Origin of the sequence: Bradyrhizobium sp. WSM1253, assembly GCF_000244935.1 — a bacterium.
Taxonomy (GTDB): Bacteria; Pseudomonadota; Alphaproteobacteria; order Rhizobiales; family Xanthobacteraceae; genus Bradyrhizobium; species Bradyrhizobium canariense.
In genome coordinates this window covers 3,347,615-3,370,384 of sequence record NZ_JH600073.1, presented here as the reverse complement: position 1 = coordinate 3,370,384, position 22,770 = coordinate 3,347,615, and the positions used below count along the sequence as shown (strand labels likewise).

Sequence of the window (22,770 nt, the reverse complement as noted above, 5' to 3'; positions counted from 1 at the left end):
ACCGATGAGGTCCTCATGTCGCGCCCGCCGCTTCCGCCCTTTACCCGTGAGACCGCAGCGCAAAAGGCCCGCATGGCCGAGGATGCCTGGAATTCGCGCGACCCGGTGCGCGTCTCGCTCGCCTATACCGAGGACAGCCGCTGGCGCAATCGCTCCGAAATGTTTCAGGGGCGTGAAGCCATCGTCGCATTCCTCACCCGCAAATGGGAGAAGGAGCACGACTACCGCCTGATCAAGGACCTCTGGGCGTTCGACGAAAACCGCATCGCCGTGCGCTTCCAGTACGAATGGCACGATGCGAGCGGCCAGTGGTATCGCTCCTACGGCAACGAGCAGTGGGAGTTCGACGAGCACGGCCTGATGCGGCGGCGCGAAGCGTCGATCAACGACGTGGTGATTACGGAGAAGGACCGGCGGTTTCACTGGCCGGCACCGGGGCCGAGGCCGGCGGATGTGGCGGGGTTGGGAACCGATCCGTTCTGAGATTTCAAGCCTCATGGTGAGGAGCCGCGAAGCGGCGTCTCGAACCATGCGGGCCCCCGTTGCTGTAGCGGGGCCTCGATCCTTCGAGACGCGCGCAAATGGCGCGCTCCTCAGGATGAGGAGATGGGCCTGCGCGCCAGAAATCTCGTAATCGCCCCACCAAGCTTGGCGTGGTCCATCGGCTCCGCCAGCGACTCCTTCGCCGTGGCAACGACGGCGTCCGGCGCCTTGCCGTCGCGCAGCTCGCAGCACACTTGCGCAAACTCCACGTCGAACTCCGGATGCGGCTGCACGGTGAGCGTCGCGCCGTTGGCGTAGAGCAGGCCGGCGTGCGGGGTGAATTCGGAGGAGAGGATCGTCAGCGCATCGTTGGGCGGCTCGATCACTTGGTCCTGATGCGAGCAGGCGATGGCGACCGCTTCGCCGTCGACGACGCCGTTGTCCGGCAGCACCTGATAGACGTGCCGGCCGATGCCCCAGCCCTTCTCCGACTTGCGTACGGTGCCGCCGAGCGCCTGCGCGATCAGCTGATGACCGAAGCAGATGCCGACCATCGGTGTCCTGCTGGCGTAGGCCGTGCGCACGAAATCTTCCAGCGGCGCGATCCAGTCGAGCCCGTCATAGACGCCGGCGGCGGCGCCGGTGATCAGCACCGCCTCCAAATTGCGCGGATCGGGCAGCGCATCGCCGCTCGGGATGCTAACGATGTCGATCGTGGCTGTCGGATCCTCAGCGCGGACCATGCGCTTGAACATGTCGGGGAACGAACCGTGGCGCTCGCGATATTTCTGTGGGACCTGCCCGGTCTCGATGATAGTGATGCGTGCCATGCGCCCTCTGGTAAAGCTCAAGCTTGGTCGCTTTCTGACCCATGTTGCTGGTGTGGCGCTGTGCGCTCCAGCAGCACACTCTCTTTCCGGACCTCGTTGAGAAACGCCTTGGCCAGGCGCGACAGCGGCTCGGCTTCCGACCATAGCATATAGGCCACCGCGTGCGTCGTCGGCGCGAACGGCCGCACGACGAGGCCGGTCCCGCCGTTCTGCCGCGGCGAGAAGGGATCGACCACGGCGGCGCCGACGCCGGCGGCGGCGAGCACGCAGGCCGTGTTGCAGTAGCGCACCTCGACGGTCGGCTGGAACGGCGCGCCGGCGCGTGCGAAACTGTCGCGCACGGCCTCACCAAGCCGCGTGCCGCGCTCGAGCCCGATGAAGGGCAGGCCGGACAGGTCCGCGGCCGAGATCACGGGCCGGTCGGAGAGCGGGTGCTGCGGCGGCAGCACGCACACCATCTCGCCGGTGTGCACCACCTCATGGGCTATGCCCGGATGATGTGTCAGCCCGAGCGCGAAACCGAGCTCGGCGACGCGGTTGAGCACGCCTTCGATGATGCCCTCATAGCGCCGCACGTCGAAGAACACCCGCGTCTCCGGGCGGCGGCGCAGGAAGGCTGACAGTGCCGAAGGGATGATGCTGTAGGCGAGCGGCGGCGTCGCGACCAGCGCGAGATGCCCGGAGCGGTTCTCGCGCAGATCCCGCACGCGGTTCTCGAGCTTTGCGTGCAGCGCGAAGATCGCCTCGCTCTCCTTGTAGAGCGCCATCGCTTCCGTGGTCGGAAACAGCCGGTTGTTGACGCGTTCGAACAGCGCAAAACCCGCCTGCGCCTCCATCGTCTTCAGCGCGTTGCTGACGGCGGGCTGCGACAGCGCCAGTTCGTCAGCGGCCGCAACCGTGGTGCGGTGGCGGATGACGGCGCGGAGAATCTCGAGCTGACGCAGGTTCATATCACTGCCGATTATACTCTGGGCCAAAACATCATAGCAGAACGAATTGATTTTGCAGCCCCGCTTCCGCGTAATGGCAGCGGATTTGCACGTCGCATCAAAGGGTTCATCCGCCCATTGAGGCGGCACTGCGCACAGATTGGAGGCAATCTTGGTTCGTGTCCTTCGCGCCGCCGCCGCACAGATGGGGCCGACGCAAAAAGCCGATACACGCGAGCATACGCTGTCGCGGATGCTCGCGCTGCTGGAGGAGGCGGCCGGCCGCGGCGCCAGCCTCGTGGTGTTTCCCGAGCTTGCCTTCACGACCTTCTTTCCGCGCTGGCTGCTCGAAGGCGAGGCGCTCGACCATTATTTCGAACGCGGCATGCCGAACCCGAACGTCGCCGCCTTGTTCGACCGTGCGCGTGCGCTGCGCGTCGGCTTCTATGTCGGCTATGCCGAGCTGACGCCGGATGGACGGCGCTACAATTGCGCCATCCTGGTTGACCGCGATGGCGAGCTGCTCGGCCGCTATCGCAAGGTGCATCTGCCGGGCTCGGTCGAGCCGCGACAAGGTGCGCGCTACCAGCAGCTCGAGAAACGCTATTTCGAATATGGCGATCTCGGCTTTCCGGCCTTCCGCTCCGGCTCGGCCTGGGCCCACGCCATCATGGGCATGATGATCTGCAACGATCGCCGCTGGCCGGAATCCTGGCGCGTGCTTGGCCTGCAGGGCGTCGAGCTCGTCTGCATCGGCTACAATTCGGCGGCCTATGATCCCAATGGCGGCAGCACGGAAGATGCCTCCTTGCGGACCTTCCACTCTACGCTGGTAACGCAGGCCAACGCCTACATGAACGCAACCTGGGCGATCTCGGTGGCGAAGGCGGGCGAGGAGGACGGCTCCGGGCTGATCGGCGGCTCCTGCATCGTCGATCCCAATGGCCGCATCGTGGCGCAGGCCGCAACGCTGACTGACGAGGTGATCGTCGCCGACATCGATCTCGACCTCTGCCGCCAGGGCAAGGACAAGATGTTCAACTTCGCCGCGCACCGGCGGCCGGAGCAATACAGGGTAATCACCGAACGCGCCGGCGTCATCGAACCCGCGGTTCTCGACGCGGACTGACAGGATGTTCCAACAACGTTGGCAAAGGAGCCGATATGACGCGCCTCTCGTATTTCCTCGGCATCGCAGCGCTGGCGGCCGCGACGTCCGCGCAGGCGGCGGAGCTTCCGGCCGAGATCAAGCAGGCGGGCGCGTTGAAGCTCACGGTCAACTCCACTTACGCGCCGATGGAATATCGCGATCCCGCGACCAATGAGCTCGTCGGGCTCGACGTCGATCTGGCGAACGATCTCGCCAAGCGCCTCGGCGTGAAGATCGTCTGGAGCGAGACGCCGTTCGCCGAATTGATCCCGTCGCTTCAGACCAAGCGCGCCGATTTCATCATCTCCGGCATCTCCGATCGCGCCTCGCGGCGCGAGACCGCAGATTTCGTCGATTATCTCGGGACCGGCCCACAGTTCTTCGTGATGGCGGAGAACGAAGCCAAAGCTGCGACCGATCTCTGCGGCAAGAAGGTCGGGACCACCCGCAGCACCAGCTTCCCGGTCGAGATCGAGAAGTGGAGCAAGCAGAATTGCGAGCCGGCCGGCAAGCCGGCGATCCAGTACGTGCCGGGCGAGAACTCGATCGACGTCCGCAACCAGCTCAAGCAGGGCCGCATCGACGCCGCCGTACAAGGCAGCGAGACGCTGCCTTATGCGCAGACGCAGGAGCCCGGCAAATACCGCGTGATCGGCGAGCCCTTTGCCAAAGGATATCAAGGCATCATGTTCCGCAAGGACGATGCGGCCCTGCGTGAGGTGGTGACCGAGAAGCTCACCGCGATGATCGCCGACGGCTCCTACAAGGCTGTCCTCGACAAATGGGGTCTCGGCGCCAACGCGGTCGCCCAGCCCATGCTGAACGCGGCGGCGCAATGATGCCGGCACCGGCACTCGCGGAGGGTTTTCCCGATCTGTCGGGGATGCGGATCGCGCGCAAGCCGCATTGGTTTCGCTGGCTCAGCGCAGCGCTGATCGTTGCTGTGCTCGCATTGATCGTTCGCGCCTTCGCGGGCGGCCAGATCGAATGGTCGTATGTTAGCCGCTTCCTGACCGTCAAGGTCATTCTGGAAGGCATCGTCAACACCATGGTGATGGCGGTTCTGGCAATGGCGCTCGGCATCTTCCTCGGCGTGGTCGTCGCGATCATGCGGCTGTCGCCCAATCCGGTGCTGAAGACCGTCGCCGCCGGCTACACCTGGTTATTCCGCGGTACGCCGCTGATCCTGCAACTGCTGCTGTGGTTCAATCTCGCGCTGGTGTTTCCGACCATCGGCATTCCCGGCCTGTGGAGCGCGCGCGCCGTCGACGTCATGACGCCGTTCCTTGCCGCGCTGCTCGGGCTTGGCATCAACCAGGGTGCCTATACCTCCGAAGTGATGCGCGCCGGCATGCTGTCGGTCGATATCGGGCAATATGAGGCGGCGCAGGCGATCGGCATGGGACGCTTGCGTGCGCTGCGCCGGATCGTGCTGCCGCAGGCGATGCGAGTGGTGATCCCGCCGCTCGGCAATGAGTTCATCGGCATGGTGAAGGCGACCTCGCTCGCCAGCGTCATCCAGTATCCGGAGTTGCTGCACAACGCCGAAAACATCTACTACGCCAATTCGCGCGTGATCGAACTCCTGATCGTGGCCGGGCTCTGGTACCTGCTCGTCGTCTCGGTCCTGACGCCGCTCCAGATGCTGCTCGAACGCCGTTTTGCGCGCGGCACGTTGCGGCTCGCGCGATGACAAAACCCCTCGTCGCGATCCGCTCCGTCAGCAAGAGTTTTGGCGAGTTTCAGGCTCTCAAAAATGTCTCGCTCGACATCCGGCCCGGCGAGGTGATGTGTCTGATCGGCGCCTCCGGCTCGGGCAAGACCACGCTGCTCCGCTGCATCAACCAGCTCGCCGCGATCGACAGGGGCGGCATCTGGCTCGACGGCGAGCTCTTGGGCGTGCGGGAGCAGGGCGGCCGGCTGCATCGGCTCAGCGAACGCGAGATCGGGCGGCAGCGGCTGAAGACCGGCATGGTGTTCCAGCGCTTCAACCTGTTTCCACACAAGACCGCGCTCGAAAACATCACCGAAGGTCCGCTCCAGGTCCAGCGCCGAAAATCCGACGAGGTGCGTGCGGAGGCGATCGAGCTGCTGCGGCGCGTCGGATTGTCGGCCAAAGCGGACTCGTATCCCGCCCAGCTCTCCGGCGGCCAGCAGCAGCGCGTCGCGATTGCCCGCGCGCTTGCCATGAAGCCGATGCTGATGCTGTTCGACGAGCCGACCAGCGCGCTCGATCCCGAGCTCGTCGGCGAGGTCTTGGCGGTCATGAAGGAGCTGGCGCGAAGCGGCATGACCATGATGGTCGTGACGCACGAACTCGGCTTCGCACGCGAGGTCGCCGATCGCGTCGTCTACATGGACCAGGGCGCGATCATCGAGCAGGGGCGCGCATCCGATGTCTTGGGCGCGCCGCGCGAAGAGCGCACCAGGGCATTTCTTTCGGCAGTGATCTGAAATGGGGACGTGTTGATGAAGAGACTTTTGGTAGCTGTGGCGCTGTTCGGTGCCATGAGTGTCTCGGCGATGGCCATCGAGCTGCCGGCGGAGATCGCCAAGCGCGGCAGCATCAAGGTGGCGGTGGTGCCGAACTATCCGCCGATGGAGTTCCGCGATCCCGCCACCAACGCGCTGTCGGGCTTCGATATCGACCTCGGCGAGGCGCTCGGGCGCAAGCTTGGCGTCAAGATCGAATGGACCGAGACCAGCTTTGCCGAGTTCATGCCGTCGATTTCGACGGGCCGGGTGGATGCCATTCTGTCCGGCTTCACCGACTATGCGAGCCGGCACGAGATCGCGTCCTTCGTCGATTATTTGCGCAGTGGTCCAAAGTTCTTCGTGCAGCAGTCCCGCGCGTCCGAGTTCAAGGACATGGCGGCGCTATGCGGCAAGAAGGTCGGCGCCAGCCGCCGGACCATGTTTCCGGCTGAGATCGACAAGTGGAGCCAGAAGAATTGCGGCAGCAATTCGATCCAGTTCGTCGGCACCGACGGCTCGGCCGATGCGCGTAACCAGCTCAGGCAGGGCCGTATCGACGCTGCCGTGCAGGGCAACGAAACGCTGCCCTATCTGATGGACCTCGAGCCGGGCACCTATGCGCCGGTCGGCGAGCCCTTCGCGACGCAGTTCACGGGCATCGCGCTGCCGGTCAAGGAAAAGGCGTTGCAGCAGGCGGTGGTCGAGGCGCTCGATGCGCTGATCGCTGACGGCACCTATCGTACCCTGCTTGCCAAGTGGAAACTGAACGACAACGGATTAGAGAAGGCAACCATCAATGCTGGACAGTAAGGCACTCAAGAGCATCCCGCTCGTTCCGGCCAACACCGCGGATCCCGCGCCGGAATACCCGTGGCCGAAGCCGTACAAATCGGCGATGTTCCTCTCCTTCGACGTCGACGCCGAGAGCGCCTGGACCAGCAAGGACGCGGTACATGCGCAGCGGCTCATCACCATGAGCTATGGCGGCTATGAGGCGCGCGTCGGCACGCCGAAACTCCTGGAGCTGCTCGACCAGCTCGATCTCAAGGCGACCTTCTTCGTTACGGGATGGTCGGTCGACGCGCATCCGGCAATGGCGGAATCCATCCTCAAGGCCGGTCACGAGATCGGCCATCACGGCTATCATCACTTGCTGCCTGATCCCGGCGATCCCTGGATCGAGGAGGAGTTGGAACGCGGCTTCGAGGCGCTGAAGCGCCGGCTCGGTGTCAGGCCGACCGGCTATCGCGCGCCTTACGGCGAGTTCACCGAGGAGCTGCGCGTCGCGCTGGTGCGTCATGGCATCGTCTACACGTCCTCCTTCCGTGATGACGTTCGGCCCTATCGCCATCGCCTTGCCGACGGCAAGCCCGGCACGATCGAGCTGCCGGTCACGGCGAGCTATGACGACTGGATGCACGGGCTCTCCGCGCGCTTCAGCCCGCGCTCGATCTTCCCCAAGGAACATGTGCTCTCGATCTGGAAGGACGAGCTCGACGAAACCAGAGACTGGGGCGCGATGGTGACGACGGTGCTGCATCCGCAATGCAGCGGCCGTCCGATGCGGCTGCGCCTGCTGCGCGAATTCCTGACCTACGCAAAGTCGTGCCCCGACGTCTGGATCACGACCGGCGAGAAGATCGCGGAAAATTTTCTGCGCCACGAGGCCAGCAACCGCTAGGCAAAGCCATGACCCGTCGTCGCATCCTTGTCATCAACCCCAACTCCTCCGCGTCGGTGACGGCGGCGATCGACGACGCGGTCGCGCCGCTGCGCATCGCCGGTGGGCCCGACATCGAGGTGGTTGGCCTTGCCGAGGGGCCACCGGGCATCAGCTCGCAGCGCGATGCCGACAGCGTCGTGATGCCGCTGGTCAACCGCGTGTCGCGCGACAATGCGGATGCGTTCGTGCTCGCCTGCTTCAGCGATCCCGGCCTGCATGCGGTGCGTGAAGCCGCCGGCGGCCGCCCGGTGATGGGCATCGCCGAGTGCGGCATCTTTCGCGCGCTGATGCTGGGCGAACGTTTCGGAATCATCGCGCTGTCGCCATCGAGCATTCGCCGCCAGCAGCGGATGGTGCGGGTGATGGGCGTCGATAGCCGTTATGCCGGAAGCTGGTCGGTCGGCGCGAGCGCGGCGGAGACGGCAGGCGCGGACATCCGGGGACGGTTGATCGAAGCCGGCCGCGCGCTGGTCACCCAATGCCGCGCCGATGTCGTGGTGATGGGCTGCGCCGGCATGGCTTCGCATCGCGCAGCGATTGCGGAGGCCATCGGCGTTCCCGTGGTCGAGCCGGCCCAACAGGCGGTCGCGGCCGCGATCGGTGCCGTCTTGCTCAACGGATGAGACGCAAGTGATGAGGTCTGGCTTTTCTGACACCGTTCTGGCCGCGCACTGGCTGCAACCTCTCCCGCTTGCGGGAGAGGTCGCGCCGAACGCGCGGGTGAGGGCTCTCTCCTCTTGGGGGTCCTCGCCTGCGGAGGCACCCTCTCCCCAGCCCTCCCCCGCAAGCGGGGGAGGGGGCGCACCGACGCTGCGGCTGGACATCGCGTCACACAGGAGCCACCCGTAATGCCTATCTCTCGCCGCTCGCTCCTTAGGGCCGCAGCCGCTGTGCCGGCCCTGTCATTCCCGGGCATCGTCCGCGCCGAATCCCAGACCACGCTGCGCTTCATTCCCGTGATCGACCTCGCCTTCGTCGACCCCATCTATTCCACGGCACAAGTGTCGCGAAACCACGGCTTCATGGTCTACGACACGCTCTATGGCATGAGCTCCTCCCTGCAAGTCTCGCCGCAGATGCTGTCGGGCCACGCGATCTCCGGTGACCAACTCCAGTGGGATCTGACGTTGCGCGACGGCCTGTTCTGGCACGACGGCGAGCGCGTGCTTGCGCGGGACTGCGTTGCCAGCATTCGCCGCTGGGCCTCGCGCGACGGCTTTGGCGGTGAGCTGATGGAGGCGACCGACGAGTTGTCGGCCGCTGACGACCGCACCATCCGCTTCCGCCTCAAGCGTCCATTCCCGCTGCTGCCGCAGGCGCTCGGCAAGGCCGCGATCAACGCGTGCTTCATGATGCCGGAGCGGCTCGCGAGTCAGGACCCGTTCAAGCCGCTGACCGAAGTGATCGGCAGCGGCCCGTTCCGCTATCTCGCCGACGAGCGCGTGCAGGGTGCGCGCAACGCCTATGCCAGGTTCGAGCGCTATCAGCCGCGCACGGATGGCAAGCCGGATTGGACCGCGGGCCCGAAGATCGTGCATTACGATCGGGTGGTCTGGACCACCACGCCCGATGCCGGCACCGGCGTCGCTGCGTTGCAGACCGGCGAGCAGGACTGGCAGGAGACCACGCCGCACGACCTGCTGCCGATCATCAAGGCTGCCGGCGACATCGAAACGCGCATCCTCGATCCCCGGGGTTATGCCTGTATGCTGCGCCTCAATCATCTTCAGCCGCCGTTCGACAACCCTGCCGTTCGCCGCGCGCTCCTGGGGGCGATCGATCAATCCGCCTTCATGACCGCGGTGGCCGGTACCGACCCGAACTTTCAGGTCTCCCCGATCGGCTATTTCGCGCCGAATACGCCGATGGCGAGCGAGGTTGGCCTCGACGTGTTCCGCGGCCCGCGTGACTACGCCAAGGTGAAGGCCGACCTCAAGGCCGCGGGGTATAATGGCGAGAAGATCGTGGTGCTCGTCCCCACCAACTCACTGGCGCAGAAGCCGCTCGGCGAGATCGCCGTCGATTCCTTGCGCAAGGCCGGCATGAACGTGGAATATGCCGGACTTGATTTCGCCGTGGTGTTGCAGCGCCAGCTCAAGAAGGACCCGATCGGGCAGGGCGGCTGGAGCGCCGCGGTCGGCAACTGGCAGGGCATCGACTGGCTCAATCCGGCCGGCAACACCAACATCCGCGGCGAGGGCAAGGTCGCCGGCTGGTATGCGAGTGAGAAGATGGCCGGCCTGCGCAGCCAATGGCTCGCGGCCTCGGAGCTCGCCGAGCAGCAGCGCATCTGCCGCGAGATCCAGGCGGTGGCTTTCCAGGAAATCCCCTATATTCCGATCGGCCTGTACAAGCAGCCGACTGCCTATCGCAAAACTATCACCGGCATTCTCGACGGCACCGCCGTGTTCTGGAACGTACGCCCCGCATGAGCACCTCAGCAATTTTCGGCAGCTATGTGCTGTCACGCAAGGATGGCGCGCAGGACGTGTTGCGCGACCACTGGGTCCTGATCGAAGGCAAGACCATCGCCGCGGTCACGCGCGACAAGCCGCAGGCTGACGAGGTGCATGACCGCCCCGGCCGCTTCGTGCTGCCGGGCCTGTTGAACTTGCACAATCACTGCTTCTCGGAAGCGGTGGCGCGCAGCCACACCGAGGACGGCAATGGCCGCAAGAACAACCAGAGCATCGTCTACACGGTGCTGCTGCCGCTGACCAAGCGCGGCGCCGATATCTTGTCGGCGGAAGAGCGTATGGCGGTCGCGCGGCTCGGCATTCTTCAACTCCTGAAGGGCGGCGCCACCACGGTGATGGAGCCGTTCCGCAACTCGATTCCGGAGATGTTCGACGCGGCAGAAGAGATGGGCATCCGCTTCTACGGTGCGCCCTATCTGTTTTCGACCTCGGACGCCAAGGCCGGCCCCGATGGCGTCGTGCACTATTCCGGTGATGACGGCACCGCCGACATGGCGACTTGGGATGCGCTCTACCAACGCTGGAACAATCGCGGCGACGGTCGCATCGGCCTTGCGATGAGCCCACACGCCACCGACACCTGCGGCCCCGATCTCTTGAAAGCCTGCGCCACGCGGGCGCGCGAGCTTGGGGTGCCCATCACGACCCATATGGCGCAGAGTCGCGCCGAGGTTGAAACGATCGGCAAACGCTATGGCGGCCGCACGCCGGCGCAATATCTCGACTGGCTGGGCCTGCTGGCGCCCGATCTGATGGCGGCGCACTGCATGTTCAGCACCGACGACGATCTCAAGCTGATGGCCGCGCGCGGTATGACGGTGCTCAACTGCCCGCGCGTGTTCGCGCGCACCGGCGTCACCGCCGCGTTCAGCCGGTTTGCGGAACACGGCGTTCGCACCGTGGTCGGAACCGATGGCTACAACATGGACCTGCTCGGCGAACTCAATGCCGCGTCGTTGATCTCCAAGATCACCTCAGCGCGGGCCGATGTCGCGAACTCACCCGAATTGATCGAGGCGAACACGGCAATCGCCGCCGATGTCATCTATCGGCCTGACCTCGGCCGCATCGAGCCCGGCGCGACCGCCGACCTCACGATCGTCGATCTCACCCATCCGCATCTTCAACCGCTGTTTGACCCGCGCCGCGCGCTGATCGCGCTCGCCAATCGCGCCAATATCGATCAGGTCATGGTCGACGGCCGCATGCTGGTCGATGCTGGCCGTTATCTCGGCGCTGACGAGGCGGCGATCACAGCTGCCGGGACCGCTGCGATCGGCAAGATCTGGGACCTGCCGGAGGCACAGGCCGCGTTTAACGGCTGAGCGTTCTCCTGGGAGCCACGAAGAAGGTGCGCTCCCTCTCCCGCTTGCGGGAGAGGGCAGGGGAGAGGGCTCTCTCCATACTGGGAAACTCCCGATCAGGAGAGAGCCCCAACCCGGCGCTTCGCGCCGACCTCCCCCGCAAGCGGGAGAGGTTGCAGCGAGCCCGTGGCGAAATCGCTTCAACCCAAACGCGTTCTAATCCTCGAACTCCGCCAGCGCCTTGCGCATGGTTTCGACCAGATCCAGCGCCACCGGCGAGGGGCTGCGCTGCGCCGGAAAGACCGCCGAGAATTCGAAGTCGATGCGCGGCAGGAAGCGGCGCACGACGACGCCGCGGGTGGAAAATTCCTGCGCGGTGAAAGGATCGCAGATCGCAACGCCGAGCCCCGACGACACCATGCCGCACATGATCTCCGACAGCGTGGTCTCGACCCTGAGCACGCGGCGGACATCGTGGCGATGGAAGACCTGGTCGACGAGATGCCGGCTCGACGAGCCCGCTGACAACGAGATGAACGTCTCGCCCTCGAAATCGCGCGGTTGCAAAACTTCCTTTTCCGCGAGGCGGTGACCGGTGGGCAGCACTGCAACGCGCGCCGGCGCCGGCAGCTTCTGGCTCGGAAGGCCCGAATGCGCGATCGGCACCTCGGCAAAGCCGACGTCACACTGATTGTTCAGTACCCAGTCGACCACGATCGGCGAGATCACGCCGAAGAAAGCGAGGTTGAGGTTCGGCCGCTCCTTCAGGAAGTGCCCGGTGAGCCGCGGCAAATAGCCATTGGACAATGCTGGAAGTGCCGCGATCCGCAGCGAGCCGGTGCGGCGGCCGCGGATTTCTTCGGCTGCCGCGGTGATGCGTTCGAGGCCGACGAAGGAGCGCTCGACTTCGGTGTAGAGCGCCATGGCCGCAGCGGTCGGCACGAGGCCGGTGCCGCGCCGTTCGAACAGCTCCATCTTCAACAGCGCCTGGAGGTCGCGCAGCAACCGGGAGACCGCCGGCTGCGTCACGGTCATCAGCGCCGCCGCCTCAGTCACGCTGCCGGTCAGCATCGTCGCCCGGAAGGCCTCCACCTGCCGCGAATTGATCCGCGCCATCCTGATTTCCATTCATAACATTTGGGCATGCAGAGGCTGCCATTATTCATTGGACGATGGAAGCCAGAGTTTGCGATCTTTTTCATCAGAGCTGGAGACGGCCCGCTTTTTCGGCAGATTGGAGGGGTTCAAACCTCCGGATCGCGCCAAAACCCGTCGAACAGGGGCCGGAGCCCTGGTCGGACGCGGGATTCGCGCGGAAGGAAATGCGGAAGGTTCAGCCAACGAGACACGTCGGCACGTCACCTCATCCCGGTATGGAGATCGGACCACATGAAGACTTTTCGCCTTCTGACAGCGGTCAGCATCGCGACTCTCATCGCCGCCCCGTCGGTCGCCACGGCCCAGCAAAAGACGCTCTACGTCGCCGGCTATGGCGGCTCGTTCGAGAAGACCATCCGCGACGAGGTGATCCCGGCCTTCGAGAAGGAGAACGGCGTCAAGGTCGAGTACGTGGCCGGCAATTCCACCGACACGCTGGCCAAGCTCCAGGCGCAGAAGGGCAACCAGCAGATCGATGTCGCCATCGTTGACGACGGCCCGATGTACCAGGCGATCCAGCTCGGCTTCTGCGGCAAGCTCGAGGGCTTGCCGGCCGATCTCTATGACACCGCCCGCTTCAAGGACGATCGCGCGGTCGCAATCGGCATCGTCGCCACCGGCCTGATGTATAACACCAAGGTGTTTGCAGAGAAGGGCTGGGCGCCGCCGACCTCCTGGAACGATTTGAAAGACACGAAATACGCCAAGCAGCTCGTGATTCCGCCGATCAACAACACCTATGGCCTCGAAGCGCTGGTGATGCTGTCGAAGATGAATGGCGGCGGCGAGTCCAATGTCGATTCCGGCTTCAAGATCTTCAAGGAGCAGATCAATGCGAACGTGCTCGCTTATGAGCCGTCGCCGGGCAAGATGACCGAGCTGTTTCAGTCCGGCCAGGCCGTGATCGCGGTGTGGGGCACGGGCCGCGTGCAGAGCTTTGCCAATACCGGCTTCCCCGTAGACTTCGTCTATCCGAAGGAGGGGGCCGCGACGCTGCTGACCACCGCCTGTCCGATCACCAAGCCGAACGCCTCGCCGCTTGCGTCCAGCTTCGTCAAGATGCTGCTCGAACCCAAGATCCAGCTCGTGATGCTGAAGGACTACGGCTACGGCCCGGTGCTGAAATCGCTGATCATCCCGCCCGAGCTCGGCAAGATGGCGCCGATCGGCGAGCGCGCCGCAAAGCTGTACAATCCGGATTGGACCGTCATCAACGAGAAGCGCGAGGAATGGACCAAGCGCTGGAATCGCGAGGTCGAACGCTGATCGGTCATACCGGAGACAGTGCGATGGCCTATCTCGAGCTCGAAGGGGTCGCCAAGCAATTCGGAGCGCAGACTGTCGTCGACGACTTCAGTCTCGCCGTCGGGAAGGGGGAGTTCGTCTCCTTTCTCGGCCCCTCCGGCTGCGGCAAGACCACGACCCTGCAGATGATCGCGGGCTTTCTTGATCCGACGCGCGGCACGATCCGCCTGGAGGGCAAGGACCTGACCGCGATCCATCCGGCCAAACGCGGGCTCGGCATCGTGTTCCAGAGCTACGCGCTGTTTCCACACATGACCGCGGCCGAGAATGTCGCCTTCGGCCTCGAGATGCGCAACGTACCGCGTGGCGAACGGACCGAGCGCGTCCGCGCCGCGCTCGCGATGGTCGGGCTTGCCGGCTATGAGGATCGTCACCCGCGCCGCATGTCCGGCGGCCAGCAGCAGCGGGTGGCGCTGGCGCGCGCGCTGGTGATCAAGCCGAGCGTATTGCTGCTCGACGAGCCGCTATCCAATCTCGATGCCAAGCTGCGCGAGGAGATGCAGATCGAGCTGCGCCAGATCCAGCGCACCATCGGCACCACCACGATCCTCGTCACCCACGACCAGAACGAGGCGATGTCGCTGTCCGACCGTATCGTGGTGATGAGCCAGGGCCGGATCGAGCAGATCGGCACGCCGCAGGAGACCTATGAGAAGCCGGCCTCGGCCTTCGTCTCGCAGTTTTTGGGCAAGACCAACGACTTTGCCGCGACGATAGATCGGGCGAGTGCGCCTGCGCGATTGATCGCCGGCTCGTGGAGTGCGCCTGCGCCTGCCGGGCGCAATGGTCCCGTCACCATCAGCATTCGCCCCGAGCGGATCGACTTTGGCGACGCAGGCCTCAGTGCAAAGATCGTCACGCGCATCTTCCAGGGCAATCACTGGCTGTTCCAGTGCGAGAGCGAATGTGGCCCGGCGACCGTGATCCGCCAGAATGACGGCCGGTCGCAGCCGGCCGAAGGCGAGGCAGTTCACCTCACCTGGCGGCCGGAGGACATGGGCGTGAGGGGCGTCGCATGAGCGCTTCCGCCGAGGAACGAAACGCACGCACGCCCTGGGCGCTGACCGCGCCCGCTTTGATGCTGTTCATCGGCGTGCTCCTGATTCCGCTCGCAATGACTGTGATGCTGTCGTTCCACGATTGGGGCCAGTATAAGGGCATCGAGCCGGTCTTCATCCTCAAGAACTGGCACGAGATCGCAACCGATCCCTATTACGCCGAGATGTTCGGGCGGACGTTTCGCATCGCGATCCTGACCACGCTGCTCACCGCGCTGCTCGGTGCACCCGAAGCCTACATCCTCAATCGCATGGGCGGACGCTGGAAGAGCGTTTTCCTGCTGGTCATCCTGGGGCCGCTGCTGATTTCCGTGGTGGCGCGGACGCTCGGCTGGGCGCTGCTGTTCGGCGGTAACAACGGGCTGGTCAACAAGCTGTTGATGTCGGCCGGGCTGATCCGCGCGCCCATCCCCTTCATGTTCACTGAAACCGGGATGGTGGTCGCGCTTGCGCACGTGATGATGCCGTTCATGGTGCTGTCGGTGTGGGCGGCTCTGCAGCGTCTCGACCCGCAGATCGAGAATGCCGCGTTGTCGCTCGGCGCCGGCCCTGTGACCATAATCCGCCGCATCATCATGCCGCAGATCATGCCGGGCGTACTGTCAGGGGCGATCATCGTGTTCTCGCTCTCGGCCAGTGCGTTTGCGACGCCCGCCATCATTGGCGGCCGCCGGCTCAAGGTCGCGGCGACGCTCGCCTATGACGAGTTCCTCAACACGCTGAACTGGCCGCTGGGTGCGGCGGTCGCCACGCTGCTGCTGGCCGCGCTGGTCTTAATCGTCGTCGGCAGCAACGCACTGATCGAGCGTCGTTACGCGGAGGTGTTCCGATGAGCCGGAACGGCCCGCTTGCGCTGATCTTCCACATCGTCTTCGTCATCGTCATGGTGGCACCGATCCTCGTCGTCTGCCTCGTCGCGTTCACGCCAGAAGGCTTCCTGTCGCTGCCGACCAACGGCTTTTCGTTGCGCTGGTTCAGGGCGATCGCCAACTATCCCGAATTCGTCCATGCTTTCTGGGTCAGCCTTGGCCTTGGCGCATTATCGTCGTTCGTCGCGCTATTATTCGCGGTACCGGCGGCGCTCGCGATCGCGCGCTATCGGTTCCGCGGTCGAGATGCGCTCGCGGCCCTCTTTCTCTCGCCGCTGATGATCCCGCATATCGTGCTCGGCATCGCCTTCCTGCGCTTCTTCACGTCGGCGGGCCTCGGCGGCAGCTTTGCCGCGCTGATCATCGCGCATGTCATCATCGTGTTTCCGTTCGCGCTGCGGCTGACGCTTGCGGCGGCGACCGGCATGGATTTGTCGGTCGAGATGGCGGCGGTCTCGCTCGGTGCCGGCGGCTGGACGCTGTTCCGCCGCGTGACGCTGCCGTTGATCCTGCCCGGCGTCATCAGCGGCTGGGCACTCGCCTTCATCCAGTCCTTCGACGATCTCACCATGACCGTCTTCCTCGCGGCACCCGGCACCGAAACATTGCCGGTGCGCATGTTTCTGTACATCCAGGACAACATCGATCCGCTGGTGACGTCGGTCTCGGCCTGCGTGATCGCGATCACCATGACCGCCCTTATTCTGCTCGACCGCTTCTACGGGCTCGACCGCGTGCTCGCCGGCAAGGGCGATACAGGGCGATAGGAGAATCCATGCGAACAGATTACGACGTCGCCGTCGTCGGCGGCGGATTGCTCGGCTCCGCGATTGCGTGGGGCCTGGGAAGGCTCGGCAAGAAGGTGGCCGTGCTCGACGAAGGCGACATCACAAAGCGTGCTTCGCGCGCGAATTTTGCGCTGGTCTGGGTACAGAGCAAAGGGCTTGGCATGCCGGCCTATACCGTTTGGACGGTGCAGGCGTCGCAGGCGTGGAGCCGGCTCGCGTCCGAGCTGAAGCAGCAGACCGGCCTGGATGTCTCTCTTCAGCAGAATGGCGGATTTCATCTCACGCTCGGCGAGGACGAATTCGGCCAGCGCGCTGAGCTGGTCAAGCGCATGCACAACCAGACGGGCGCCGCCGACTACAAGATGGAGATGCTCTCCGCCTCCGAAGTGAAGAAGTCACTGCCGCTGATCGGCCCCGAAGTTTCCGGCGGAAGCTATTGCCCGCTTGACGGTCACGTCAATTCGCTGCGGACCTTTCGTGCGTTCCACACCGGCTTTAGGGCATTCGGCATCGACTATTTTCCGGAGCGTCCGGTCTCGGCGATCAGCAAGAGTGGCGACGAATTCCGCCTGACGACGCCGCAGGGCGAACTCCGTGCCGCCAAGATCGTGCTCGCCGCCGGCAATGCCAACCAGACGCTGGCGCCGATGGTCGGTCTCTACGCCCCGATGGGCCCGACCCGTGGCCAGATCGTAGTGACCGAACGCACCATGCCGTTCCTGCCGCATCCGCTGACAACGATCCGTCAGACCGACGAGGGCACGGTGATGATCGGCGACAGCAAAGAAGACGAGCTCGACGATCGCACGCTGAAGCACTCGATCAGCGCCGTGATGACCGATCGTGCCCAGCGCATGTTCCCGCATCTCGCGCGGCTCAACGTGGTCAGGAGCTGGGCCGGCATTCGCGTCATGCCGCAGGACGGCTTTCCGATCTACGACCAGTCGGAGACGCATCCCGGCGCTTTCGTTGCCTGCTGCCATTCCGGCGTGACGCTCGCCTCCAACCACGCCTTCGAGATCGCACGCATGGTTGCGCAGGGCGCGCTCGAGCCCGAGCTGGTCGGCGCGTTTTCAGCCAGTCGGTTTAGCGCCGCCGGTGCTGCGAACAACAGCGGCTACTAGCGACATTGAAGGAACCAAGATGTTCAAACGATCCGAACAGGACAAGCGGCCGCCAGTGCAGATCTTCGTCGACGGCGTTGCCGTCGCGGCGCGGCAGGGCGATACCGTCTCCGCAGCGCTACTGGCTTCGAACTGCGATGCCCGCCGTTCGACCGCGGTGAGCGGTGCGCCGCGTCTGCCCTATTGCATGATGGGCGTGTGCTTCGACTGCCTCGTCACCATCGACGGCGTCGGCAACCGCCAGGGCTGCCTTGTGCCCGTCGCCGAGGGCATGCAGGTCGAGATCCAGAAGGGCAAGCGGGAGATCGGAAAATGACTGTGGCTCCCAAGCGCGAAGACTACGATGTGGTGGTGGTCGGCACCGGGCCTGCCGGCCTCGCCGCCGCCGCGACATCCGCCGAAGCCGGCCTGTCGACGTTGCTGCTCGACGAGAATATCGGCCCCGGCGGCCAGGTGTTTCGTGCCATCGCCTCGACGCCCGTGACCGACCGCAAACAGCTCGGTGAGGACTATTGGGTCGGTTCCGATCTCGTGCAGGCGCTGCGCGCAGGCAACGCCGAGGTCATTCACCGCGCCACGGTCTGGAGCCTCGACCGCAACCTCGAGATCGCGGTCTCGATCGGCGGCGCCTCGGCCTTCGTCAAGGCGAAACGCGTGATCCTCGCGACCGGCGCGCTGGAGCGGCCATTCCCGATTCCCGGCTGGACGCTGCCGGGCGTGATGACCGCGGGCGCCGCGCAGACGATGTTGAAATCATCGGCCCTGGTGCCGGATGGCCGTACGGTGATCGCAGGACAGGGGCCGCTGCTCTGGCTCCTCGCCGCGCAGATATTGCGTCTCGGCGGCCGCATCGATCGCATTCTCGACACCACCGAGCGCGGCAATTATTTCGCGGCTCTTCCCCACGCCTTCGCTTTCCTGACGTCGCCCTATTTCGCCAAGGGCCTGTCAATGATGCGCGAGGTGAAGGCGAAGGTGCAGGTCGTCTCCGGCGTCACCGAGCTTTCGGCATCTGGCGACGGCCAGCTCGCGAGCGTGAGCTATGTCGCCGGCGGCGAACGCGAGACCGTCCTTGCGGATCTCTTGCTGCTGCACCAGGGCGTCGTGCCCAACGTCAATCTGGCGATGGCGGCCGGAATCGAGCATCGCTGGGATGATCTGCAATTGTGCTGGTCTCCGGTGCTCGATGCCAGCGGCACTTCGTCGGTCGCGGGCATTGCGATCGCCGGCGACGGTGCCGGCATCGGCGGCGCGAACGCAGCCGTGGTGCGCGGCCGCATCGCGGCGCGCGCGGCAGTGGAGGCGTTGGCGCCTGCGGCGGCGACAAAGCTTGCGACGATGGCGACGCTCCGCGCCGATCTCGCCAAGGCCGAGCGTGGCCGCGTTTTCCTGGACACGCTGTTCCGTCCGGCGCAGCAGTTTCGCATTCCCGCGGGCGACACCATCGTCTGTCGCTGCGAGGAGGTCACCGCAAAGGATATTCTCGACGCCGTCGCGATCGGCGCGACCGGGCCGAACCAGCTCAAGGCCTATCGCCGCACCGGCATGGGTCCGTGCCAGGGTCGGCTCTGCGGCCTCACCGTCACCGAGCTGATGGCGCAGGCACGAGGCAAGAGCCCGCAGGAGATCGGCTATTACCGGCTGCGCGCGCCGGTCAAGCCGATCACGCTCGCCGAGCTTGCCGCGGTTCCAAAGAGCGAAGACGACATCAAGGCGGTGGTGCGCGGATGACTAAAAACGTGGATGCGATCGTCGTCGGCGGCGGCATCCACGGGTGCTCGACTGCGCTGCATCTGTGTCTTGCCGGCCTGAAGCCGGTGCTGATCGAGAAGGACTATGCCGGCCGGCACGCCTCCGGCGTCAACGCCGGCGGCGTGCGCCAGCTTGCGCGGCACATCCCCGAAATCCCGCTTTCGATCCGCTCGATGGGAATCTGGGAGAAGATCACCGATCTCCTCGACGACGATTGCAGCTTCGAGAGCTATGGCCAGGTTCTCGTCGCAGAGAACGAGGAGGAACTCGCGGCCTGCCGTGCACGTGTGGCCGAGCTCAACGCGCTCGGCTTCACCCATGAGGAGCTGATCGATGCGGCCGAGCTGCGGCGCCTCGTGCCTGCGGTCGCCGAGACCTGTCCCGGCGGCGTGGTCTCGCGCCGCGACGGTGCAGCCAATCCCGCGCAGGCGACGACGGCGTTCCGGCGCAAGGCCGGGCAGCTCGGTGCGACCGTGCGCGAGGGCATTGCCGCCACGAACATCCGGCACACCGATGGCCTCTGGCATGTCGATGTCGGCGCCGAGAGCTTTGCCGCGCCCGTGCTCGTCAATGCCGCCGGCGCCTGGGCCGGGACCATCGCAGCCGCGCTCGGTGAGCCCGTTCCGGTCGAGACAGTTGCGCCGATGCTGATGATCACCTCGCGCGTGCCGCATTTCATCGACCCGGTCGTGATCCTGCGCGGTCGCAAACTGTCATTCAAGCAATTCAGGAACGGCACGGTGCTGATCGGCGGCGGCCATCTGGCAACGCCGTACCGAGATCGCAACGAGACCGTGCTGGACTGGAAGAGCCTCGCGACGAGCGCCCGCACCGTGTTCGAGCTGTTCCCGGTCATGCGCGACGCGACGATCATGCGGGCCTGGGCCGGCATCGAGGCCAAGACCAAGGACGATCTGCCCGTGTTCGGACCGAGCAGCCGCCACAAGGGCCTCTATCACCAGTTCGGCTTCTCGCTCCACGGTTTCCAGCTCGGCCCCGGCGCGGGCGCCGTCATGGCGGAGCTGATTGTCAATGGCGGCACCCAGACCCGCATCGGCGATCTCGGCATCGACCGTTTCCATCCCTCCACGCTCTAGCAACAAGAGGACATCATGAGCATCACCCGCAGCATCCGCACGCCCATCATGCACCGCGCCGTCGAAGCCAACGGCTTCGTCTTCATTGGCGGCACCATCGCCGACGACACCTCGGTGTCGATGGGCGAGCAGACCCGCAACATCCTCGGCAAGATCGCGGGCTATCTGAAGGAAGCGGGCACCGACAAGTCGCGCGTTGTGAGCACCTCGATCTTTGTCACGGATCTTTCCAAGAAGAAGGAGATGGACGCGGTCTGGACCGAGTTCTTCGGCGACAATCTGCCGACCCGTGCCACCGTCGGCGTCGCCGATCTCGGCGGCAGCGCGCTGATCGAGGTCGTGGTCACCGCGCTCAAGGGCTGATCGCGCAGGCCGGCGGGCACGTCAGCACTCCCGCGCGCTGTCGTCCCTGCGAGCCTCGCCTTGATCTCGCGCTTCGATGGGACTAGTTAGAAGCTCCTCAAACAGGATATTCGAGAGCCATGGATTTTACCCCGACCGCAAAGCCGACCTGCCTTGCTCACGGGGAATTCCATGCCTGCTTCAATCATCCTGTCCAACCTGTCGCTGTCCACGCCTGACGGCCGCTCTCTTTTTTCCAATATCGATCTGACGTTCGGCGCCGAGCGGACCGGCCTCGTCGGCCGCAACGGCGTCGGGAAGACGACGCTGCTTGCAGCGATTTTGCGCGAGCACATCCCCCAGTCGGGGCGCATTGCCGTCAATGGAACTGTCGGTCTGCTGCGGCAGGATGTCCAGCCGCTTGCGGGCGCGAAGGTGATCGATCTGTTCGTTGTGCGAGCCGCGCTCGATCTCCTTCGCCGTGCCGCGCGCGGGGATGCCTCGGCTGAGGAGGTCACCGAGGTCGATTGGACCCTCGAAACGCGGCTTGCATCCGCCCTTGCGCGCATCGGGTTCGATGTCGCTCCGGAGCTCGAGCTCGGCAGCCTGTCGGGCGGCCAGGTCACGCGGGTTCGTCTCGCCGCGCTGATCTTTGCGGAGCCGGATTTCCTGCTGCTCGACGAGCCCACCAACAATCTCGATCGGGAGGGGCGCAAGGCCGTGATCGATTTCCTTGCGTCCTGGCGCGGTGGGGCGATTGTCGTCAGCCACGATCGGAGCCTGCTCGAAACCATGGATGCGATTGTCGAGCTGACGTCGCTCGGAGCCGCGCGATACGGCGGCAATTGGAGCAGTTATTGCGAGCAGAAAGCTGCCGCGCTCGCGGCTGTCGGGCACGACCTCGCGCATGCCGAGAGGCGGCTGTCCGCGATCGAGGGGAAGACGCAGGAGGCTGCGGAGAGGAAAGCGCGCAAGGACAGCGGCGGTAAGAAGAAACGCACCAAGGGCGACATGCCGCGCATCCTGGCCGGCGCGCGCAAGGACCGTAGCGAAGACACCGGCGGCAAGAACGCGCGGATCGCCGAGCGGCGGCGTGCGGATGCGCTTGAGGCCGTCGATAGGGCGCGGCGCCGCATCGAGATTCTTCAGCCGCTGTCGGTGAAGCTGCCCTCGACTCAGCTGCCGGCCGGCAGGGAGGTAGTCTGGCTCGATTGTGTCAGTGCCGGCTATCGGCCGGACCGGGAAGTCTTGCGCGAGCTATCGCTCGCGATCGTCGGTCCGGAGCGCTTGGCAATTGTCGGGCCCAACGGTTCCGGCAAGACGACGCTGCTGAAACTCATCGCTGGCGAACTACGTCCGCTCTCCGGCACCGTGCGGGTCAGGCCCGACCTTGCGCTGTTCGATCAGAAGGTCAGCCTGCTCGATCCCGCGGTCTCTATCCTGGACAATTTCAGGCGCTTCCATCCGAAGGCGGGTGCAAATGAATGCCATGCCGCGCTGGCCCGGTTCATGTTTCGCGCCGATGCCGCCTTGCAGATCGTAGGACATTTGAGCGGCGGGCAGATGTTTCGCGCCGGCCTCGCCTGCGTGCTGGGCGGAGCGATGCCGCCGTCCTTGCTGATCCTCGACGAGCCGACCAATCATTTGGACATTGAGGCAATCGAAGCCGTCGAAGCGGGCTTGAGGGCCTATGACGGCGCGCTGCTCGTCGTCAGTCATGACGAGGCGTTCTTGCAGGCGATCGGGATCACGCGCAGGGTCGAACTGGCCGGCTAAGTCCGCTGCCCATCGTTGATTAACAAAAACCCGACGCCCTGCCCCCAGCGCGTCGGGTGAAAAAAATGACTATCAATCCGTGATCCCAACGCAGCAGTTGTGACTCGCGTTGCGCCAATTTACCACTCCG

At 65.0% G+C, this 22,770-nt stretch carries 23 protein-coding genes; 20 read left to right on the top strand and 3 right to left on the bottom strand.

The genetic code is table 11. The features are described 5' to 3' along the window. Positions 1–15 precede the first annotated feature (15 nt). Positions 16–483: a nuclear transport factor 2 family protein gene (locus tag BRA1253DRAFT_RS17380; protein WP_007596408.1), complete on the top strand. Its 468-nt coding sequence runs from the start codon at positions 16–18 to the stop codon at positions 481–483. Between the two features lie 110 nt (positions 484–593). Here BRA1253DRAFT_RS17380 and BRA1253DRAFT_RS17375 read toward each other — a convergent pair whose 3' ends face one another. After that, positions 594–1,313 (bottom strand): type 1 glutamine amidotransferase, encoded by a 720-nt coding sequence (locus BRA1253DRAFT_RS17375; RefSeq protein WP_007596407.1) that lies wholly within the window; start codon positions 1,311–1,313, stop codon positions 594–596. 17 nt (positions 1,314–1,330) lie between these two features. Then, positions 1,331–2,263, bottom strand: coding sequence for a LysR family transcriptional regulator (locus BRA1253DRAFT_RS17370; RefSeq protein WP_007596406.1), 933 nt, complete (start codon positions 2,261–2,263; stop codon positions 1,331–1,333). A 151-nt stretch (positions 2,264–2,414) separates the two neighbouring features. Between BRA1253DRAFT_RS17370 and BRA1253DRAFT_RS17365 the strand changes: the two genes are divergently transcribed. From BRA1253DRAFT_RS17365 to BRA1253DRAFT_RS17325, 9 genes are all read left to right on the top strand, one after another. Further along, positions 2,415–3,371: an N-carbamoyl-D-amino-acid hydrolase gene (locus BRA1253DRAFT_RS17365; RefSeq protein WP_007596405.1), complete on the top strand. Its 957-nt coding sequence runs from the start codon at positions 2,415–2,417 to the stop codon at positions 3,369–3,371. A 35-nt stretch (positions 3,372–3,406) separates the two neighbouring features. After that, entirely contained in the window at positions 3,407–4,231 is an 825-nt protein-coding gene (locus BRA1253DRAFT_RS17360) for an ABC transporter substrate-binding protein (protein ID WP_007596404.1), read from the top strand. Beyond that, complete coding sequence (locus tag BRA1253DRAFT_RS17355; RefSeq protein ID WP_035993541.1) at positions 4,228–5,085, top strand: amino acid ABC transporter permease; 858 nt, start codon at positions 4,228–4,230, stop codon at positions 5,083–5,085. The genes BRA1253DRAFT_RS17360 and BRA1253DRAFT_RS17355 overlap by 4 nt, the downstream gene beginning before the upstream one ends. Next, complete coding sequence (locus BRA1253DRAFT_RS17350) at positions 5,082–5,846, top strand: amino acid ABC transporter ATP-binding protein (protein WP_007596401.1); 765 nt, start codon at positions 5,082–5,084, stop codon at positions 5,844–5,846. The genes BRA1253DRAFT_RS17355 and BRA1253DRAFT_RS17350 overlap by 4 nt, the downstream gene beginning before the upstream one ends. A gap of 15 nt (positions 5,847–5,861) precedes the next feature. Next, positions 5,862–6,677 carry an ABC transporter substrate-binding protein gene (locus BRA1253DRAFT_RS17345; RefSeq protein WP_007596398.1) on the top strand — a complete coding sequence of 272 codons (816 nt, stop codon included), beginning with the start codon at positions 5,862–5,864 and terminating at the stop codon, positions 6,675–6,677. Next, positions 6,664–7,548 carry a polysaccharide deacetylase gene (locus tag BRA1253DRAFT_RS17340; protein WP_007596396.1) on the top strand — a complete coding sequence of 295 codons (885 nt, stop codon included), beginning with the start codon at positions 6,664–6,666 and terminating at the stop codon, positions 7,546–7,548. Before BRA1253DRAFT_RS17345 ends, BRA1253DRAFT_RS17340 begins: the two co-directional genes overlap by 14 nt. A gap of 8 nt (positions 7,549–7,556) precedes the next feature. Beyond that, positions 7,557–8,213 (top strand): aspartate/glutamate racemase family protein, encoded by a 657-nt coding sequence (locus tag BRA1253DRAFT_RS17335; protein WP_007596394.1) that lies wholly within the window; start codon positions 7,557–7,559, stop codon positions 8,211–8,213. A gap of 225 nt (positions 8,214–8,438) precedes the next feature. After that, a complete protein-coding gene (locus BRA1253DRAFT_RS17330; protein WP_007596390.1) occupies positions 8,439–10,022 on the top strand; it encodes an ABC transporter substrate-binding protein in 1,584 nt (527 codons plus the stop codon). Continuing rightward, positions 10,019–11,392: an amidohydrolase family protein gene (locus BRA1253DRAFT_RS17325; RefSeq protein ID WP_007596388.1), complete on the top strand. Its 1,374-nt coding sequence runs from the start codon at positions 10,019–10,021 to the stop codon at positions 11,390–11,392. The genes BRA1253DRAFT_RS17330 and BRA1253DRAFT_RS17325 overlap by 4 nt, the downstream gene beginning before the upstream one ends. Before the next feature lie 195 nt (positions 11,393–11,587). Here BRA1253DRAFT_RS17325 and BRA1253DRAFT_RS17320 read toward each other — a convergent pair whose 3' ends face one another. Next, positions 11,588–12,487 (bottom strand): LysR substrate-binding domain-containing protein, encoded by a 900-nt coding sequence (locus BRA1253DRAFT_RS17320; RefSeq protein WP_007596387.1) that lies wholly within the window; start codon positions 12,485–12,487, stop codon positions 11,588–11,590. A 273-nt stretch (positions 12,488–12,760) separates the two neighbouring features. On the opposite strand from BRA1253DRAFT_RS17320, the gene BRA1253DRAFT_RS17315 reads away from it, so the two are divergent. The 10 genes from BRA1253DRAFT_RS17315 to BRA1253DRAFT_RS17270 all read left to right on the top strand — a co-directional run bounded on the left by BRA1253DRAFT_RS17315 (position 12,761) and on the right by BRA1253DRAFT_RS17270 (position 22,640). Then, positions 12,761–13,795: an ABC transporter substrate-binding protein gene (locus tag BRA1253DRAFT_RS17315; RefSeq protein ID WP_007596385.1), complete on the top strand. Its 1,035-nt coding sequence runs from the start codon at positions 12,761–12,763 to the stop codon at positions 13,793–13,795. A 23-nt stretch (positions 13,796–13,818) separates the two neighbouring features. Continuing rightward, positions 13,819–14,853: an ABC transporter ATP-binding protein gene (locus tag BRA1253DRAFT_RS17310; protein WP_007596383.1), complete on the top strand. Its 1,035-nt coding sequence runs from the start codon at positions 13,819–13,821 to the stop codon at positions 14,851–14,853. After that, positions 14,850–15,725: an ABC transporter permease gene (locus BRA1253DRAFT_RS17305; protein ID WP_007596382.1), complete on the top strand. Its 876-nt coding sequence runs from the start codon at positions 14,850–14,852 to the stop codon at positions 15,723–15,725. The genes BRA1253DRAFT_RS17310 and BRA1253DRAFT_RS17305 overlap by 4 nt, the downstream gene beginning before the upstream one ends. Beyond that, complete coding sequence (locus tag BRA1253DRAFT_RS17300) at positions 15,722–16,528, top strand: ABC transporter permease (protein ID WP_007596380.1); 807 nt, start codon at positions 15,722–15,724, stop codon at positions 16,526–16,528. The genes BRA1253DRAFT_RS17305 and BRA1253DRAFT_RS17300 overlap by 4 nt, the downstream gene beginning before the upstream one ends. 8 nt (positions 16,529–16,536) lie before the next feature. After that, positions 16,537–17,673, top strand: coding sequence for an FAD-binding oxidoreductase (locus BRA1253DRAFT_RS17295; RefSeq protein WP_007596378.1), 1,137 nt, complete (start codon positions 16,537–16,539; stop codon positions 17,671–17,673). Between the two features lie 19 nt (positions 17,674–17,692). Then, entirely contained in the window at positions 17,693–17,989 is a 297-nt protein-coding gene (locus BRA1253DRAFT_RS17290) for a (2Fe-2S)-binding protein (RefSeq protein WP_007596376.1), read from the top strand. After that, positions 17,986–19,404, top strand: a complete 1,419-nt coding sequence (locus BRA1253DRAFT_RS17285) for an NAD(P)/FAD-dependent oxidoreductase (RefSeq protein ID WP_007596374.1) — start codon at positions 17,986–17,988, stop codon at positions 19,402–19,404. The genes BRA1253DRAFT_RS17290 and BRA1253DRAFT_RS17285 overlap by 4 nt, the downstream gene beginning before the upstream one ends. Next, positions 19,401–20,522, top strand: a complete 1,122-nt coding sequence (locus tag BRA1253DRAFT_RS17280; RefSeq protein WP_007596368.1) for an FAD-binding oxidoreductase — start codon at positions 19,401–19,403, stop codon at positions 20,520–20,522. Before BRA1253DRAFT_RS17285 ends, BRA1253DRAFT_RS17280 begins: the two co-directional genes overlap by 4 nt. 15 nt (positions 20,523–20,537) lie before the next feature. Beyond that, positions 20,538–20,885: a RidA family protein gene (locus BRA1253DRAFT_RS17275; protein ID WP_007596366.1), complete on the top strand. Its 348-nt coding sequence runs from the start codon at positions 20,538–20,540 to the stop codon at positions 20,883–20,885. A 171-nt stretch (positions 20,886–21,056) separates the two neighbouring features. Then, a complete protein-coding gene (locus BRA1253DRAFT_RS17270; RefSeq protein ID WP_007596364.1) occupies positions 21,057–22,640 on the top strand; it encodes an ABC-F family ATP-binding cassette domain-containing protein in 1,584 nt (527 codons plus the stop codon). The last annotated feature ends 130 nt before the right edge of the window (positions 22,641–22,770 follow it).